12 protein-coding genes are annotated in these 16,079 nt (G+C 58.4%); 9 read left to right on the top strand and 3 right to left on the bottom strand.

All coding sequences use genetic code 11. The features are described 5' to 3' along the window. Positions 1-2 precede the first annotated feature (2 nt). The 8 genes from trpC (at position 3) to MCM46_13955 (ending at position 9,899) form a co-directional block, all read left to right on the top strand. On the top strand, positions 3-830 hold the full coding sequence (gene trpC, locus MCM46_13920) for an indole-3-glycerol phosphate synthase TrpC (protein ID MCG3112910.1): 828 nt from the start codon (positions 3-5) through the stop codon (positions 828-830). A 100-nt stretch (positions 831-930) separates the two neighbouring features. Continuing rightward, complete coding sequence (locus MCM46_13925; protein MCG3112911.1) at positions 931-1,593, top strand: phosphoribosylanthranilate isomerase; 663 nt, start codon at positions 931-933, stop codon at positions 1,591-1,593. Beyond that, complete coding sequence (gene trpB / locus MCM46_13930) at positions 1,577-2,785, top strand: tryptophan synthase subunit beta (GenBank protein MCG3112912.1); 1,209 nt, start codon at positions 1,577-1,579, stop codon at positions 2,783-2,785. Before MCM46_13925 ends, trpB begins: the two co-directional genes overlap by 17 nt. 14 nt (positions 2,786-2,799) lie before the next feature. Beyond that, the gene (locus MCM46_13935; protein MCG3112913.1) at positions 2,800-4,059 is read left to right on the top strand and encodes a GAF domain-containing protein; all 1,260 of its coding nucleotides are present in this window, start codon (positions 2,800-2,802) and stop codon (positions 4,057-4,059) included. Further along, positions 4,056-4,853, top strand: coding sequence for a tryptophan synthase subunit alpha (gene trpA / locus MCM46_13940; GenBank protein MCG3112914.1), 798 nt, complete (start codon positions 4,056-4,058; stop codon positions 4,851-4,853). The genes MCM46_13935 and trpA overlap by 4 nt, the downstream gene beginning before the upstream one ends. Before the next feature lie 172 nt (positions 4,854-5,025). Continuing rightward, the gene (locus MCM46_13945) at positions 5,026-5,784 is read left to right on the top strand and encodes a hypothetical protein (GenBank protein ID MCG3112915.1); all 759 of its coding nucleotides are present in this window, start codon (positions 5,026-5,028) and stop codon (positions 5,782-5,784) included. A 29-nt stretch (positions 5,785-5,813) separates the two neighbouring features. After that, positions 5,814-6,878: a conjugal transfer protein TraF gene (gene traF, locus MCM46_13950; protein MCG3112916.1), complete on the top strand. Its 1,065-nt coding sequence runs from the start codon at positions 5,814-5,816 to the stop codon at positions 6,876-6,878. A 195-nt stretch (positions 6,879-7,073) separates the two neighbouring features. Further along, positions 7,074-9,899 (top strand): PAS domain S-box protein, encoded by a 2,826-nt coding sequence (locus MCM46_13955; protein MCG3112917.1) that lies wholly within the window; start codon positions 7,074-7,076, stop codon positions 9,897-9,899. Positions 9,900-9,914: 15 nt separating this feature from the next. Here the strand turns inward: MCM46_13955 and MCM46_13960 are convergent, their stop codons facing one another. From MCM46_13960 to lysS, 3 genes are read right to left on the bottom strand one after another with little or no spacing between them, the layout of a single operon-like run. Beyond that, entirely contained in the window at positions 9,915-10,583 is a 669-nt protein-coding gene (locus MCM46_13960; GenBank protein ID MCG3112918.1) for an ABC transporter ATP-binding protein, read from the bottom strand. A 14-nt stretch (positions 10,584-10,597) separates the two neighbouring features. After that, entirely contained in the window at positions 10,598-11,905 is a 1,308-nt protein-coding gene (locus MCM46_13965; protein MCG3112919.1) for a lipoprotein-releasing ABC transporter permease subunit, read from the bottom strand. A gap of 21 nt (positions 11,906-11,926) precedes the next feature. Further along, positions 11,927-13,435 (bottom strand): lysine--tRNA ligase, encoded by a 1,509-nt coding sequence (lysS, locus tag MCM46_13970; protein MCG3112920.1) that lies wholly within the window; start codon positions 13,433-13,435, stop codon positions 11,927-11,929. Positions 13,436-13,633: 198 nt separating this feature from the next. On the opposite strand from lysS, the gene MCM46_13975 reads away from it, so the two are divergent. Beyond that, on the top strand, positions 13,634-16,051 hold the full coding sequence (locus MCM46_13975; protein ID MCG3112921.1) for an FG-GAP-like repeat-containing protein: 2,418 nt from the start codon (positions 13,634-13,636) through the stop codon (positions 16,049-16,051). Positions 16,052-16,079 lie beyond the last annotated feature (28 nt).

Raw genomic sequence — 16,079 nt, forward strand, 5'->3', positions numbered from 1 at the left:
AGTTGGCTCCTTACACTTCACTCCTCACTTATTCTATGACTTTCCTAGACGACATTCTTAAAGTCAAACGCGAGTCGGTTCAACGCCGGAAGGGGCGGAGCGCGCTTCAAGAGCTCCGGTCGCGGATTGCCGATGCGGAGCCGACCCGTCGATTTCAGAAGGCGCTTCGAGAACGCCAAGAGGGGGCTCCCCGGCTGATTGCCGAGATCAAGAAGGCCTCTCCTTCGAAAGGGATCATTCGGGAAAAGTTCCAGCCGGTTGAGATTGCCCGGATCTACGAGGGAGAAGGGGCCGCCGCCGTTTCCGTCTTGACGGAAGAGCACTTTTTTCTCGGCAAGCCTTCTTATCTAAAGGAAGTGCGGTCGGCGATCGCGCTTCCCTTGCTGAAAAAAGATTTCATCCTCGATGAATTTCAAGTGTACGAAGCGCGCGCCTGGGGAGCCGACGCGCTCCTTCTGATCGCCGCCTTGTTGGAACGCCAACAGGCGATCGACTATTTCCATCTGGCGCGGGAGCTCTCGCTCGATACCCTTGTGGAAGTTCATGACGAGAAGGAACTGGAGCAGGTGGTCGATTGGGCGCCGGTCATCGGGATCAACAATCGGGATCTGCGCACCTTCAAGACCGATCTGGAAACGACCTTCCGCCTTCTCCGCAAGATCCCATCCTCGGTTCGGAAGGATCGGATTGTGATCAGCGAGAGCGGGATTCACTCTCGAAAAGAGGTGGAGCGGCTCTACGATGCCGGGGTCGAGGCGATGCTGATCGGCGAGACGTTCATGGCAGCTGAGAAGATGGCGGACAAAATGAAGGAATTGTTGGGAAGATGATTGTGCATACCTGTTCTGTAGGGGCGAATCTTGTATTCGCCCAGGCCTCACGGGTAAAAAGCGGGCGATCACAAGGATCGCCCCTACGAATATAATCGCCATGCGCGTCAAGATCTGCGGGATCACCAATCTGGAGGATGCGATGATGGCGGCGGAGTATGGGGCCGATGCGATCGGATTCATCTTCGCCCCGGAGAGTCCGCGATTCACCCCGCCGGAGACGGTTCAAAAAATCATCTCCTCCCTGCCCGCTTTCGTGACGACCGTCGGTGTTTTCACCTCAGGAGAGGAGAAAGATTTCAGGCAGGCGGTTGAAGAGTGCGGACTCGACCTGATTCAATTTCATGGTCCTTTTTCACCCGAGACGATCCGGCCGTTTGCATCGCGGGCGATCAAGGTGATCCGCGTCCAGAGTGAGAAAAGTCTCGATGAGATATCATCCCATCCCGCGCGCGCCGTTCTGCTCGACACGTACCACGATCAACAACTCGGCGGAAGCGGCGCTTCATTTGATTGGAAGATTGCGGCGAAGGCAACGCGGCTCTGTCGGATCCTCCTCGCAGGGGGGCTGACGCCGGAGAATGTCGCGGCGGCCATTGCGGCGGTCCGTCCTTACGGCGTTGATGTGAGCAGCGGGGTGGAGATCGAGACAGGGGGCCGGGGGTCGGGGGTCGGGGGTCGGAGAAAGAAAGATCACGTGAAGATGAAACGATTTATCGAAGCGGCGAAGCGGGCGGGGGAGAAGTATGCTGTTACCGAATAAAAAAGGGCGGTTCGGCCCCTACGGCGGGAGATATGTTCCCGAAACATTGATGCCGGCGCTCGAAGAATTGGAAGCCGCGTATCAGGCCGTCCGCCGCGACCCGGCGTTTAAGAAAGCGCTGGCCGATGCGTTGAAGAATTACGTCGGTCGGCCGACGCCGCTCTATTTTGCGCAGCGTCTCTCGGAGCGGCTCGGCGGCGCCAAAGTCTATCTGAAGCGGGAAGACCTCTGCCATACCGGGGCCCATAAGATCAACAACACGATGGGCCAGATCCTTCTCACCCAAAAGATGGGAAAGAAGCGGGTCATCGCCGAGACCGGCGCCGGGCAGCATGGGGTGGCGGTGGCGACGGTGGCGGCGCGCGCGGGGCTTGCCTGCGAGGTCTACATGGGGACGGAGGATATGGAGCGGCAGGCGCTGAATGTCATCCGGATGCGTCTCCTGGGGGCGAAGGTGACCGGCGTCGATGCGGGGAGCCGGACACTGAAAGATGCGATCAATGAAGCGCTGCGCGATTGGACCACTCACATCCGAACGACCCATTACATCCTCGGCTCGGTTCTGGGGCCGCATCCCTTTCCGATGATGATCCGCGACTTCCAGTCGGTCATCGGGCAGGAGGCGCGTCAGCAGATCTTGCGGGCGGAGGGACGGCTTCCCGACGCGCTGATCGCCTGCGTCGGCGGGGGGAGCAATGCCATCGGTCTTTTTTATCCGTTTCTCTCGGATAAATCGGTTCGAATGGTCGGCGTCGAGGCGGGAGGACGCGGCATCGCCCCCGGGCAGCACGCGGCGCGGTTTGCGTCCGGCTCGGTCGGCGTTCTCCATGGGACGATGACCTACCTGCTCCAAGATCCGAGCGGACAGATCCAGACGACCCATTCGGTTTCGGCCGGTTTGGACTACGCGGCGGTCGGCCCGGAGCATAGCTATTACCGGGATATGAAGCGGATCGATTATACTTATGTGACCGATGACGAGGCGCTGGCGGCCTTTAAGTTCCTTGCGGAGACCGAGGGGATTTTGCCGGCGCTCGAGTCGGCCCACGCGATCGCCCACCTGGTGAAGCTTGCGCCGACATTGGGCAAAGATCAGTTGATCATCGTCAACCTCTCCGGACGGGGCGATAAAGATGTGAATCAACTCTCCCAGATGGAAGCATTCGCGTCCATGATTGGGGAGAGGAAGTAAAGCGGGGAGGGATCATGCCTGCAACGACGAAGAAGAGAGCGAAGGCGGGCGGAGGGAAAAAGCGCAAAAAGCCCGCGGTTCAGGTGCGCGCAGAGATCGGCTTAAAAAATAAGATCGCCGCCCAGAAAGCGCGGCTCGAGATCCTGGAGACAATGGAGGAGATCGGCCGGCTTCTGAACTCCACACTCGACGAGCGGGAGGTTCGCCGGCGCGCCATGGAATCGGCGACCCGCTTGATGCGGTCGGAGGTCGGCTCTCTCTTGTTGATCGATCCCGAAACGCAGGAGCTTTTTTTCGAAGTGGCCCTTGGAGAAAAGGGAGAGAAGGTCCGTGAGATCCGCCTTCGTCCGGGGGAGGGGATCGCCGGCTGGGTCGCGCAAACAGGGGAGCCGCAAATTGTGAACGATACCCGTGCGAACCCCCGTTTCTTCAAGAGCGCGGATGAGAAGAGCGGTTTCGTGACCCGCAACATGATCTGCGTTCCGGTGAAGATTCGCGAGAAGATTGTCGGCGTCCTCCAAGCGATCAACAAAAAGCGGGGAAAATTTACCGAGATCGATCTGGAGGGATTCAAATCGTTGGCCGACCAGGTCGCCATCGCCATCGAAAATGCCGGTTTGTACAAAGAGTTGAAAGAGACCTTTTTGAGCACGGCCGCGGCGCTTGGGGACGCCATCGAGGCGAAAGACGCCTACACCGGCGGCCACACGAAGCGGGTATTGGAATACAGCATGGTCGTCGGAAAACGGCTGGGACTTTCCCCGGAAGAGTTGGATCAGTTGAAGCTCGCGGCGGCGCTTCATGACATCGGGAAGATCGGCATTGAAGACCGGATTCTCGGAAAACCGAGCCGTCTTGAGCCGGAGGAGGCCCAGATCATGGAGAATCACACCGTGATCGGGGCCAAGATCGTCGAAAATATCCGGCCGCTCCGCGCGATTGTCCCCGGCATCCGCCACCATCATGAGAAGTATGATGGAAAGGGGTATCCCGATGCATTGAAGGGAGGGGGGATTCCGATCATGGCCCGGATTATCTCGGTCAGCGACACATTCGACGCGATCACCTCCGACCGTCCCTACCGAAAAGGGCTTCATTCGGAGATTGCCCTCCAAGAGCTGCGGCGACATTCCGGAACGCAATTCGATCCGAAGGTCGTTGATACCTTTATCGCGGCCTTCGAGAACGGAGAGATTGAGCCGATCCTCCATCGAAATCGGCCGACGGCCGCTGCACCCGCCACTCCCCCATTAACGGAAAAGGCCCCCTCATGAGCCGGATCGAGTCTACGATGAAGAGTGTGACGGCCCGAGGCGAGAAGGCGCTGATCGCCTACGTGATGGCCGGCGATCCGACCCTTTCCGAAACGGCGCAAATCGTTTTGGAGATGGAAAAAGCGGGAGCCGACCTGATTGAATTGGGGGTCCCGTTCTCCGACCCGGTTGCCGACGGCCCCACCATCCAGAAAGCATCGGAGCGGGCGCTGCGGCAGGGGGTGACGCTGCGCGGCGTTTTGGATCTGGTCACCCTGCTCCGCCGGCAGACGAAAATCCCGCTGATTTTGATGACCTATTCCAATCCGATCTATGCCTTCGGCCTCGGCGCTTTCTTCAAAGAGGCGAAAGGAGCCGGGGTTGACGGTTTGATCGTTCCCGACCTTCCCCATGAAGAGGCGAAGGAGTTTTTGTCTCTCGCGAAGCGCCACCTGATCGATTTGATTTTCCTGGTGGCGCCGACCACGCCTCCCGAGCGGGCGGAGCGGATCGTCAAAGACAGCGGCGGGTTTGTTTATTACGTTTCCCTCACCGGTATCACCGGCGCCGCTCTCACCGAGAAGGAATCGATCCGAACACGGATTCAGAAATTGAAGTCGATGACCGACCGCCCGGTCGCCGTCGGCTTCGGCATCTCGACCCCGGAAGAGGCGAAAGAAATGGGACAAGCGGCCGACGGAATCATCGTCGGCAGCGCCCTGGTCAAGATCATCGAAAGCGCCCAGAACGACCCCGCGTATCTCTCCCGGCTCTCGGGACTCGTCTCCTCATTGAAAGCCGCGATCCGCTCCTGACCTCTCTATATAGTAGATAATATTATGCCGGTTTCAGGTCCAACCGGTATTCCTCCTTTCCTTGACAAACCTCGATTTCCTGTTACCTTTGTAAACGTGTTTCGGACCACTCTGTCATTTGTAATCCCATAAAAATATATCCAAATACGGAATGACTAAAGAGGAGAGGACCATGCGGTTTAATTTAAGGACGGTTGTCTGGATCGGGTTTCTTCTCAGCACCGGTTTGTTTCTCGGCGGCGCGGAGGGTCAAGGCTGCGGCGGGAAGAGTGTTTTTGAAAGCATGGCCGATGACAGTACCGATGAAGCCAAGCTTGAAAAAGCAAAGATCGCGCTTGACGAGGGAGAGTTTACAGATGCGGTCGAGCTCCTCGCGGACCTCTGCGGGACCGATCTGACCGCGCCCGGTTGTGATCCGGAAGTCGTCAGTCTCTACGCTTCCGCCTTTGCCGGTCGCGCGGGGCTGGACGTCTTCGATCTGATCCAAGAAGCGGCCGACCGGACGGTTGCGCCGGGAAGCAGCTACACGCTCTTCTCTTCCCACTTTTCCAGTCCGGATTCGGTGGATGTCAGCGATATGAACAGCGCCGTCCTTCTCCTCCTCTCCCTTCCGGTCCGAACGCCGGATCAGGGGCTTCAACTTGCGGTGGCGACCGTCGTCGATCTGGTCGTCGTGCTCGGGAGCGAGACCGGCGGATATGGAACCGATGGAAGACCGAATCAAGTTCCGACGGCGGCGGAACTCGACTTGAGCGTCATCGAAGGGATCACGCTGATCAGCCGGGTGCTCCGAGATGTTAACAATATGTCGACCGGATTGGATGAGGCCGCTATTGGAAATGAAAACATCAGCGGCCACATTCGCGAGATTCAAGAACAATTGTCCGGGGCCGATTCAACGGCGCTTCAGACTTTCCTAGGTTCCATCTAATGACTCGGATACATTTGAGGGAGAGCGCGATGGTTAAAAAGGGAATCATTCTAGGGATCTTGATCGCGGGACTTTTGAGAGGGGGGCTCGCCGCCGCCGAAGAGCTTCCGAATCTCTACCGGGGAATTCGGCCGCTAGGGATGGGAGGGGCGTTCATCACCCTCTCCGACGATGAGAACGCGATGTTCTATAATCCCGCCGGTCTGAATGACGTGAGCGGGTTCGGCGGGGTGGACCTTCTCAATCCAACTTTGGAATTCTCTGAAAACAGCAACTCGCTGTACCAAGACTTAAGCGACCTCGACACGGACAGTGAGGCGGCGGTGGCTGAGTTCCTCAGCGGAATGGTCGGAGAGCATCAACACGTCCGCGCATCGGTCCTGCCCAATCTATACATGCACAACTTCGCCATCGGAGCGCTTGCACAGGCGACGGTCGATATGGAGATTCGAAATCGCGCCAATCCGCAAGTGCCGACGAGTGTCCGGCTCGATACGGGGGTTGTCGCCTCCGGGGCGCTTGGCTTTTTTGACCAGATGTTACAGATCGGCGTGACGGGTAAGTTTATTCAACGCGAGGGGGTCAACAGAGTCTATACCGCTGTCGAGATCGCCGCCGAGGATTTCGATCCGCTGGACGACACGGTCAAGAAATCCGACTTCGCGCTCGATATCGGGACGAAGGTCAATTTCAAAAATGCCCTCAAGCCGAGTGTCGCCCTGGTTGTTCAGAACATTACCGATCTCGACTTCGAAGAGCTGGGAGTCATCCCCCAACAGTTCAGCATCGGCGCTTCGATCAATCCCGATCTCTGGATCTTGAAGACGACCTTTGCCGTCCAGATCGATGATTTGACCAAGCAGGTCGAAGGAGACGACGACCTTTACAAGCGGCTCCATCTTGGCGCCGAGTTCCGCTTCCCGATGATCTTCGCCGTCCGGGCCGGGGTCAACGGCGGTTACCTGACGGCCGGCGCCAGTCTCGACCTTTGGATTCTCTCCATTTCGTATGCGACTTATGCCGAAGAAATCGGGGCCTTCTCCGGACAGCGCTCCGACCGGCGTCATGTCGCCCAACTCAGCCTTGGGTTCTAACGCTTGATCTTCTCAAAAGGGAGCGACCCTTCGGTCGCTCCCTTTTTTGTTCAAGCTTCATGATCTTGCCTGCTTTTCCACTCGGGTCCGCTTAGACGATTTCCGATCCAGTTATGGGGTTGCATTTTTTTCCTCGATTCCCTTAAAATCACATATCTATTTGCCGATCCTTTTGTTAACGATATGGAAGAAAATATGCAGAAAAAAGACCCCAGGCCCACAGGCGAAGACGGACTGGAAGGGGCAAGGGCGGCCGAGGAGATCGAGAAGCTCCGCTTAATCACCGATTCCATGCCGGCCCTCATCGCCTATGTCGATGCGGGGCATTGCTATCGATTTAATAACAGGGTGTACGAAGAGTGGTTCGGCCAGAAACCCTCCGATCTTGATGGACGACATGTCAAAGAGATCCTGGGTGAGGGGGCTTATGCCGCCCTGCTTCCTTATATCGAAAAAGTGTTCTCGGGGGAGCGTGTCGTTTTCGACGGTAAAGTTCCCTATCGGGAGGGCGGGGAGCGGTATATCCGAGCCACTTACTCCCCGCATTGGGCCGATGGAAAAGTGAAAGGATACTTCTCTCTGGTTCAAGATATCACGGCGCAGCGGCAGACGGAGAAGGCGTGGCATAAGAGCGAGGAGCTTCTCAAGATCGCGCTCGAAGCCGGCAGAATGGGGGTCTTCGAGTTCGATATCCGGAGCGGAAAGGTCGCCTGGTCTCCTAATCTCGAAAAGATTCATGGCCTGGCGCCGGGGACATTCGGCGGCACCTTTGAAGATTTCAAACGCGATATTCATCCCGACGATTTGGACCGGGTTTTAAATCGGGTTCAACAGACCATCCAAGAAAAAAGGACCGACTACGGCGTAGAATACCGGATCATCAAGCCGAATGGAGAGGAAGCATGGGTTGAGGCCCGCGGACAGGTCTTCTTCGATGCGAACGGGGAAGCGGAGCGATTCGTCGGTCTCTGTATGGATGTCACCGCGCGGAAGCAGGCGGAGGAGACGCTTCAGAATGAATTTGCCTTCCGACATGCGATCGAAAACGCCATTCCCGCCGGGATTACCGTGGCTGATCCGAACGGACGTAAAACCTATGTCAATCGCGCCTTCTGCGAGATGGTAGGGTGGAGCGAATCGGAGCTGGTCGGAGCGGCCCCTCCCTATCTCTACTGGCCGCCGGAAGAGATGGCTCGGATCACGCAAGCGTTCGAGGCAACGATGGCGGGGAAGGTCCCCCCGGGCGGTTTTGAGCTGCGCTTCCGACGCCGAAACGAAACGCGATTCGATGTTCTGCTGACCCCGGTTCCGGTCAGGGACAGCCAGGGCGCCGTTACCGGCTGGCTAGCCTCGGTTGTCGATATCACGGAGCGCAAGCGGATCGAGCAGAAGCTCCAAGAAAGTGAAACGCAGTATCGTCTTCTCTTTGAGACCAACCCGCAGCCGATGTGGGTTTATGAAATCGAGAGCATGGCCTTTCTGGAGGTGAACGAAGCGGCGGTCCGGCATTACGGCTACTCCCGAGAGGAGTTTCTATCGATGACGACTAAAGAGATCCGTCCGCCGGAGGATATCCCGAAGCTGGCTCAAAAAAACGCGGATGTTCTCAAAGAGGTGGTTTTAGGCCTTCGCTCCGCCGGGGTGTGGCGGCATCGTAAGAAAGACGGGACGATCATCGAGGTGGAGATTACGCGCAGTCCGATCTTATTCAAGGGGAGGAATGCCCTTCTCGTTCTGGCCAGCGACGTGACCGAAAGGCGTCGAGCGGAGGAGGAGCGTGTCGGCCTGCTCGCGCGCGAACGGCAGGCGCGGCAGGAAGCGGAAGCGGCCAACCGGGCCAAAGATGAATTCTTGGCGACCATCTCCCATGAGCTGCGCACCCCGCTGAACGCCATTTACGGATGGGCCCGTCTTCTGCAAATGGGAGAGCTGGATCAGGAGACGGTCACATCGGCCTATGAAACGATCGAGCGGAATGCCAAGGCCCAGGCGCAGTTGATCGATGATCTTCTTGATGTTTCCCGGATCATCGCAGGAAAGCTTCGGCTTGATGTTCGCTCGATCGAGTTGAAGCCGGTGATCGAGGCGGCGATTGAGACGGTGCAAACGGCGGCGGACGCGAAGGGAATCACGCTTCACTCGCGTTTGGATGAAACCGTCGGATCGATTTCGGGCGATCCGGACCGTTTGCAGCAGGTCGTCTGGAATTTACTGTCGAACGCCATCAAGTTCACCTCGACCGGAGGCCGGGTGGAGGTCCGGATCAATCGGATCGACTCCGCCGTCCAGATTCAAGTACAAGATACGGGAATCGGCATCCATCCCGAATTTATCCCTTATGTTTTTGATCGGTTCCGGCAAGCCGAGAGAGTGAGCACCCGATTCTACGGAGGTTTGGGGCTCGGCTTGGCGATCGTCCGCCATCTGGTGGAGCTCCACGGCGGGACCGTTTCAGCCGAGAGCCCCGGCGAAGGAAAGGGAGCGAATTTCACGGTGACCCTTCCGCTCAAAGTGCTTTCCGAGGAATCACCCGATCCGGAGATGAAGCGCTCGGAGGAGACGATGCCGCCGACCCCTGCGATGATGCTGGAAGGAGTTGAAGTCTTGTTGGTGGACGATGAGGCCGACGCCCGCGAACTGCTCACTCTGATTCTTCAAAGATCGGGCGCCCGGGTGATCACCGTTTCATCGGCCCGAGAGGCGATCGACAGGCTCAAGCGGAAAAAGCCCGATCTTTTGGTGAGCGATATTGAAATGCCGGGAGAGGATGGTTATTCCCTGATCCGGAGGGTCCGGGCGCGAGAGGCCGAACGCGGGGAAGGGAGCGTTCCGGCGGTGGCGTTGACCGCTTATGCCGGAAGGGCCGATCGACGGCGGGCCCTCATGGCCGGTTTTCAAAAGCATGTTCCCAAGCCGGTCGATCCCGCGGGATTGGTCGCCGTGGTGGCGGGCCTGATCGGACTTCCGAAGGAGGAGCATCGGGCCCCCGATCGATCCTCGGACGAAGCGAATTCCCGCTGATCCGACGCGTTCCCTTTACGCCCCTTCAATTTTCCCATCGACCATTTTGATGAGCCGATCGGCCTGAAGCGACAGCTTCTCGTTATGCGTCACTAGGACGAAGGTGGTCCCCCTTTCCCGGTTGAGCTTTTTTAGCAGGGAGAAGACCTCATCGCTCGTGTGGGTGTCGAGATTTCCGGTCGGCTCGTCGGCCAGAATTAATTGCGGCTGCAGGACCAGCGCCCGTGCGATGGCGACCCGTTGCTGCTCCCCCCCGGAGAGTTGCCCCGGCCGGTGGGTCAGCCGATGACCCAACCCGACCGCTTCGAGCATTTCCTGAGCGGCTGCTTCGATCTTCTGCCGCTCCATCCGTCGGATCAATCCCGGCATCATGACATTTTCGAGCGCCGTGAATTCGGGAAGAAGATGATGGAACTGAAAGACATAGCCGATCTTTCGATTCCGGAATTCGGCCAGCTCCCGATCGGACCGGGAGAAGAGGTCGATCCCTTCAAAGAAGACCTTCCCGGAGGTCGGGCGGTCGAGCGCGCCGAGGAGATGGAGCAGCGTGCTCTTGCCGACCCCCGATGCCCCGACGATCGCCAACAGCTCTCCCTTTTGGATTCCGATCGTTACCCCTTTCAGGATGACCAGCTCCTTGCCGGCGATCGGAAACGATTTGTAGAGGTCGATCACTTCAATCATCGATATAATCCAAGCTACTCATACCTGAGCGCCTCGGCGGGATCGAGTTTGGCGGCCTGCCAGGAAGGGTAGAGGGTGGCGAAAAATCCGATGAGGACCGCCGCCAACGAGACAAAGAAGACATCGAGCGCGTTGATCTTCACCGGCAGGTGGCTGATGTAGTAGATGTCGGCCGGCAGCGTATAGAACTTCTGAAGCACCCAACAAACGACGAGTCCCAAGGGCGTTCCAAGGATCACCCCCACCAGGCCGATGATCACCCCCTCCAGCATGAAGATCCGCATGATTGACTCCCGCGTCGCCCCCATCGCCTTCAAAATGGCGATCTCCCGGCTCTTTTCAACCACCGTCATCGTGAGGGTGCTGACGATGTTGAAAGAGGCGACCAGAATGATCAAGACGAGGATAATGAACATCATCATCTTTTCGAGCTGGAGCGCCGAGAAGAGGTTCCGGTTAAGCTTCATCCAGTCGCGCGCCTGGTAAGGAAAACCAAGATGGGTCTCGATCTGCTGAGCCACCCGGTCGGCGATGAAGATGTCATCGACCTTCACCTCGATCCCGGTGACGACGTCGGAGAGGTTGAAGAAGTTCTGCGCCTCTTTGATCGAGATGTAGGCGAGCGAAGAGTCATATTCGTACATGCCGGAGTCGAAGATGCCGACCACCCGGAATTTCCGGATCTTCGGCGTAAAACCCATGGGGCCGGTGAGCGATTTGCTGATCGACGCTCCCTCCTGGCCGACCGGCGAGACGATATTGATCCGATCTCCGAGAAACGCCCCCAATCGCCCCGCCAGCTCCCTGCCGATAATGATGCCGGGGAGGATCTTCTCCGGCTCCCCTTCCGTCTCCTCGATTCCCTCTTCTGGAAGAGAAGATTCGGGAGGATTGGTGAGGTAGTCGAGCCGCCCTTCGACGATGTTTTTGCCGATCTCGGTGACCTCCGCTTCGGTTTCGGGGTTAATGCCGCGCAGGACCACGCCGAAGACGTTGGTATCGGAGGAGAGGAGGACCTGTCTGAAGATAAAGGGGGTGGCGGCGACCACGTGCGGAACCTTCTTCGCCTCGTCGACCAGCCGGGGATATTCAGGAATCTCGTCCCGGGTCCGGTCGGTGATGACGATGTGGGAGTTGGTTCCGAGGATCTTATCGCGGAGGTCTTCCTTGAAGCCGGTCATGACGGCAAGGGTGGCGATGAGTGCGGCCACGCCGACCATGACCCCGCCGATCGAGATCAGCGTATTCAGGGAAATGCTTTTTTGGCGCCGTTTGGCCTTCAGGTAGCGAAGGCCGACGAAAAATTCGTAAGGAAATGCCATCCCATCCTTTCCGTTGCGAAATTATTCCTTCTCCGCGGCGGAGGGGGAGCGGTGTTCCGGTCTCATCTGCGGAAAGAGGATCACGTCGCGAATCGAGCTCTGATTGGTCAACAACATCACCAGCCGGTCGATCCCAATCCCTTCCCCCGCGGTCGGGGGCATTCCATATTCCAGGGCGCGGAGGTAGTCCTCATCCATCACATGGGCTTCCAAATCGCCTGCCGCCCGCTGGGCCACCTGCGATTCGAAGCGGGACCGCTGATCGTGCGGGTCGTTCAACTCAGAGAAGGCGTTTGCGATCTCGCGCGAGGCGATATACATCTCAAACCGCTCGGTCAGATGCGGCTGATCCGGTTTTCGCTTTGCCAGCGGGGAGATCTCCGTCGGATAGTCGGTGATGAAGACCGGTCCCGTCAGCTCCGGCTCGACCGTCATCTCAAAAAGATCGTTCAACTGTTTTCCGAGGGAGGCCCCTTGTTTGATCGGCAGCCCCGCCCGCTGCATCAGCTCGGCGACCTTCTGCGGATCGGAGAGGTCGCTCACGGCGACCTGGTATTTCTCCGCGATCGCATCGAGGTAGGCGAGCCGGCGCCAGGGGGGGGTCAGATCAATCTGCTTTTCTTGGTATTCGAACGTCAGCGTCCCCAAGACCTCCTGCGCCACGGTGGTAATGAGCGATTCGGTGAACGACATCAAATCCCGGTAATCGGCGTAAGCCATGTAGAATTCGAGCATGGTGAATTCGGGGTTGTGAATCGTCGAGATCCCCTCGTTCCGAAAATTCCGGTTGATCTCGAAAACCCGCTCGAACCCCCCGACGATCAGCCGCTTCAGATAAAGCTCCGGCGCAATTCTCAGGTAGAGGTCGACTCCCAGCGTATTGTGGTGGGTGATGAAGGGACGGGCTGCCGCGCCTCCGGGGATCGGGTGCATCATCGGCGTCTCCACCTCCAGGAAGCCATGCTGCGTCAGAAAGCGGCGGATCGAATCGATGATCATGCTGCGGAGCGCAAAGACTTTCCGAACTTCCGGGTTGGCGATCAGATCGACATATCGCATCCGGTAGCGGGTCTCGACGTCGGTCAATCCGTGCCATTTCTCTGGAAGGGGGCGAAGCGATTTGGAGAGGAGGGTCAGGCGGTCGGCTTGAAGGGTCAGCTCGTCGGTCTTCGTCCGGAAAAGCGGACCTTCGACCCCGATGTAGTCGCCGATATCGAGCTTCTCGAAGAGATCGTAACCGGCCTCCCCCAGATGGTCTTTCTTGAAGTAGACCTGAAGCCGCCCGGCGGCGTCTTGCAGGTGCGAAAAAGCGGCTTTCCCGAAACGGCGAAGCGAGATCATCCTCCCTGAGATCTTATAGGAAACCGGCTGCGCCTCAAGGGTCTCTTTGGTCGAGGCGTGATGCTTCTCGACAATCTCGGCGAGCGGCGTCTTCCCCTCGAAGCGGGCGCCGTACGGATCGATCCCGGCGGCGCGGAGGGTCTCCAGCTTCTTGATCCGCTGGACAATCTGGTCGTTGGTCTCTTCCATCTAGGATGAAACTCCTCAATTCGTATTGGGCTGGGACGACTCTCTGAGCGGTGAGAATCCTTTCAAAAATCAAATCATTATAGAGGATTGGCCGGGACACGTCAAGGATCAGACATGGCATGACGGAACGGCCGTTTTCTTGTCAAAAGGGGGATCGGCTGTTACACTCAAATGGAGTATGAAACGCTTGGAAAAACAATGAACCGGATCAAGTTAAGCCCTCTCTCCTTACGGGGAGCAGGGATTTTTTTTCTCGTCATCGTTTTATCCCTTCACGCCTGCGGGCGGGGAGGGGGGAGTCGGCATCGGGGGGGGCGTCCTCCTGCCGCGCCGGCCGGGGTCGCCGTGACCGCATTCAGCGGGGCGGTTGTCATCGGATGGGACCCGGTCGAGGAGGCGACCTCCTACCATGTCTACGTGGCGGCCGGCCCAGGGGTGACGAAAGCGAATTACGAGACCCTCCCTTTCGGGAAGCGGAATCCCGCGGCCGCCGGTCCCTTCACGCAGAGCGACCTCTTCGACGGGACGACCTATTATTTTGTCGTCACAGCGGTGAATGCGGCGGGGGAGAGTGCAGAATCGGCCGAGGTCTCTGCGACACCGATGTCGACCGCGCTTCCTCTCCCTCCCGCCGGACTCAGAGCGATCGCCGCGGACGGTCAGGTCACACTGGAATGGAACTCCGTCACCGGCGCCTCGAGTTATTTCCTCTACAGGGCGACCGTTTCCGGGATCAACCGAGACAATTGGAACACCATTGTCGGCGGAAATCGGACCCAGGTTCCGGGAGGTGCGACGGTCTATATCGAAGACAGCCTGACCAACGGGACGACCTACTTTTTCGTCGTCACCGCCCAGAACAGTCTGGGCCAGAGCGAGGAGTCGGCCGAGGTTTCGGCGACCCCCTTTGCGGCGGACACCGTTCCGGTGCAACCGACAAACTTAACTGCTTCAGCCGCGGACGGTGAAGTCATCCTCCATTGGAATGCCGCCGCAGGGGCGCAGTTTTACAATGTCTACTGGGGGACGGCGGCGGGGGTGACCCCGGACAACGGAACAAAAATTTCAAATCTTTCCGGCACCACCTACACGCACACCGGCCTCACGAACAACACCACTTACCATTACATTCTGACAGCGGAGAATGCCCACGGGGAAAGTCTTCCGTCCGAGGAGGCCTCGGCCACGCCGATTCCGACCCCGCCCCCGGCGGTGGTGACGTTGCCTCCGAGCGAGGTCTTGAAAACCGGCTCGGCGATTTTACATGGAGAGGTCAATCCGTTGGGATTCTCAGGCCAAACGACGGTTTATTTTGAATGGGGGGTGACGACGGCCTACGGCAGCAGCACGGCGCCACAAACAAAATCGGGAGGGAATACCTTTGTGGCGGTTTCCGACAGTTTAACGGGTCTGCAGCCGAACACCCCTTATCATTACCGGATCGTGGCGACCAACGACAGGGGAAGCGGCTTTGGAGCGGATCAAAGCTTCATTCTCCCCTTCCTCGGTCAGCCGAATGAATTTCCGGTCCGGGGTGGAGGAAGCCCCAACGATGTCGTGGTGGCCAAATTCGATGCGGGTAATCTATTCGATTTGGCCGTGGTGAATTTTGCGACCCATGAGGTCTCGCTGTTGACCGGGAACGGAGACGGCACGTTCGATGCCGCCGTCCATTTTCCGGCGACCCCTCCCGGTGTGCAGGGCTTTCCGCAGCATCTCGCCTCGGGAGACTTCAATAAGGATGGCATGCCTGATCTTGTCGTTTCCAACGGCGCCGTGGGAACGATGACGCTGCTTCTCAATACCGGGGGGGGCTTCGCGGCGGCCGTCTCGTTTGATCTTTGGATCGATCCGGACGACAGCGGACGGACCTTCCCGTCCGACTTGGTCGTCGCCGACTTCAACGAGGACGGAAACGACGATGTGGCCGTCACCGCGGTGATGAACGGCATCGGAAATGTTTCCGTCCTCCTGGGAGACGGGGCGGGAGGATTCGGCGCGCCGGTTCTCTTTCCAGCGGAAACCAGCCCTTCGGGAGTCGTCGCCGTTGATCTGGACGGGGATATGAACCTTGATCTGATCGTTGCCAACAGCTTAATCAATGAGATCTCCCTTCTCTCGGGGAACGGGGACGGCACGTTTGATCCGCCGGTCTCCTTTTCGATCGGGACCGACGCGTTCCATCGGCCGGTGGCCTTGGTTTCGGAGGACTTCGACGAAGACGGCACTCCCGATCTGGCGGTGGTGAATAACGAGAGCGGGACGGTTTCGATCTTCCTGAACGACGGGACCGGCGGTTTTGCCGCGCCGACCCGCTTCCCGGTCGGATTGGAGCCCCAAGGGATCGAGGTCGGCGACTTTAACGGCGATGGAAAACCGGACCTGGTCATTCCGAATTTTCGCACCGCCGTCGAGACGGAGTCGGTCACGGTTTATGTGGGGGTCGGAGACGGCACGTTTGGCCCCTCGCTTGAGATCACCCTCGGGACAAGTAAAAACCCGGTGGCCGCCGCCGCGGGGTATTTTGATGATGATCCTGTCGATCCGAATGCTCTACGCGATCTCGTCGTCGTGAACCGGAGCGGGAACTCGGTCTCGGTTCTTTTAGGACAGTAGGGCTCCAACGGCCGCTCCAGCCGTAGGC

It is taken from the genome of Candidatus Manganitrophus morganii (genome assembly GCA_021651055.1).
Taxonomy (GTDB): Bacteria; Nitrospirota; Nitrospiria; order SBBL01; family Manganitrophaceae; genus Manganitrophus; species Manganitrophus morganii.

What these genes read in the sequence shown, in the direction of transcription:
- trpA (MCG3112914.1), top strand. Translation starts at nt 4,056, where the DNA reads ATGAGCCGGATCGAGTCTACGATGAAGAGTGTGACGGCCCGAGGCGAG.
- MCM46_13960 (MCG3112918.1), bottom strand. Translation starts at nt 10,583, where the DNA reads ATGATTGAAGTGATCGACCTCTACAAATCGTTTCCGATCGCCGGCAAG.
- MCM46_13925 (MCG3112911.1), top strand. Translation starts at nt 931, where the DNA reads ATGCGCGTCAAGATCTGCGGGATCACCAATCTGGAGGATGCGATGATG.
- MCM46_13955 (MCG3112917.1), top strand. Translation starts at nt 7,074, where the DNA reads ATGCAGAAAAAAGACCCCAGGCCCACAGGCGAAGACGGACTGGAAGGG.
- MCM46_13935 (MCG3112913.1), top strand. Translation starts at nt 2,800, where the DNA reads ATGCCTGCAACGACGAAGAAGAGAGCGAAGGCGGGCGGAGGGAAAAAG.
- MCM46_13965 (MCG3112919.1), bottom strand. Translation starts at nt 11,905, where the DNA reads ATGGCATTTCCTTACGAATTTTTCGTCGGCCTTCGCTACCTGAAGGCC.
- lysS (MCG3112920.1), bottom strand. Translation starts at nt 13,435, where the DNA reads ATGGAAGAGACCAACGACCAGATTGTCCAGCGGATCAAGAAGCTGGAG.
- traF (MCG3112916.1), top strand. Translation starts at nt 5,814, where the DNA reads ATGGTTAAAAAGGGAATCATTCTAGGGATCTTGATCGCGGGACTTTTG.
- trpB (MCG3112912.1), top strand. Translation starts at nt 1,577, where the DNA reads ATGCTGTTACCGAATAAAAAAGGGCGGTTCGGCCCCTACGGCGGGAGA.
- MCM46_13945 (MCG3112915.1), top strand. Translation starts at nt 5,026, where the DNA reads ATGCGGTTTAATTTAAGGACGGTTGTCTGGATCGGGTTTCTTCTCAGC.
- MCM46_13975 (MCG3112921.1), top strand. Translation starts at nt 13,634, where the DNA reads ATGAACCGGATCAAGTTAAGCCCTCTCTCCTTACGGGGAGCAGGGATT.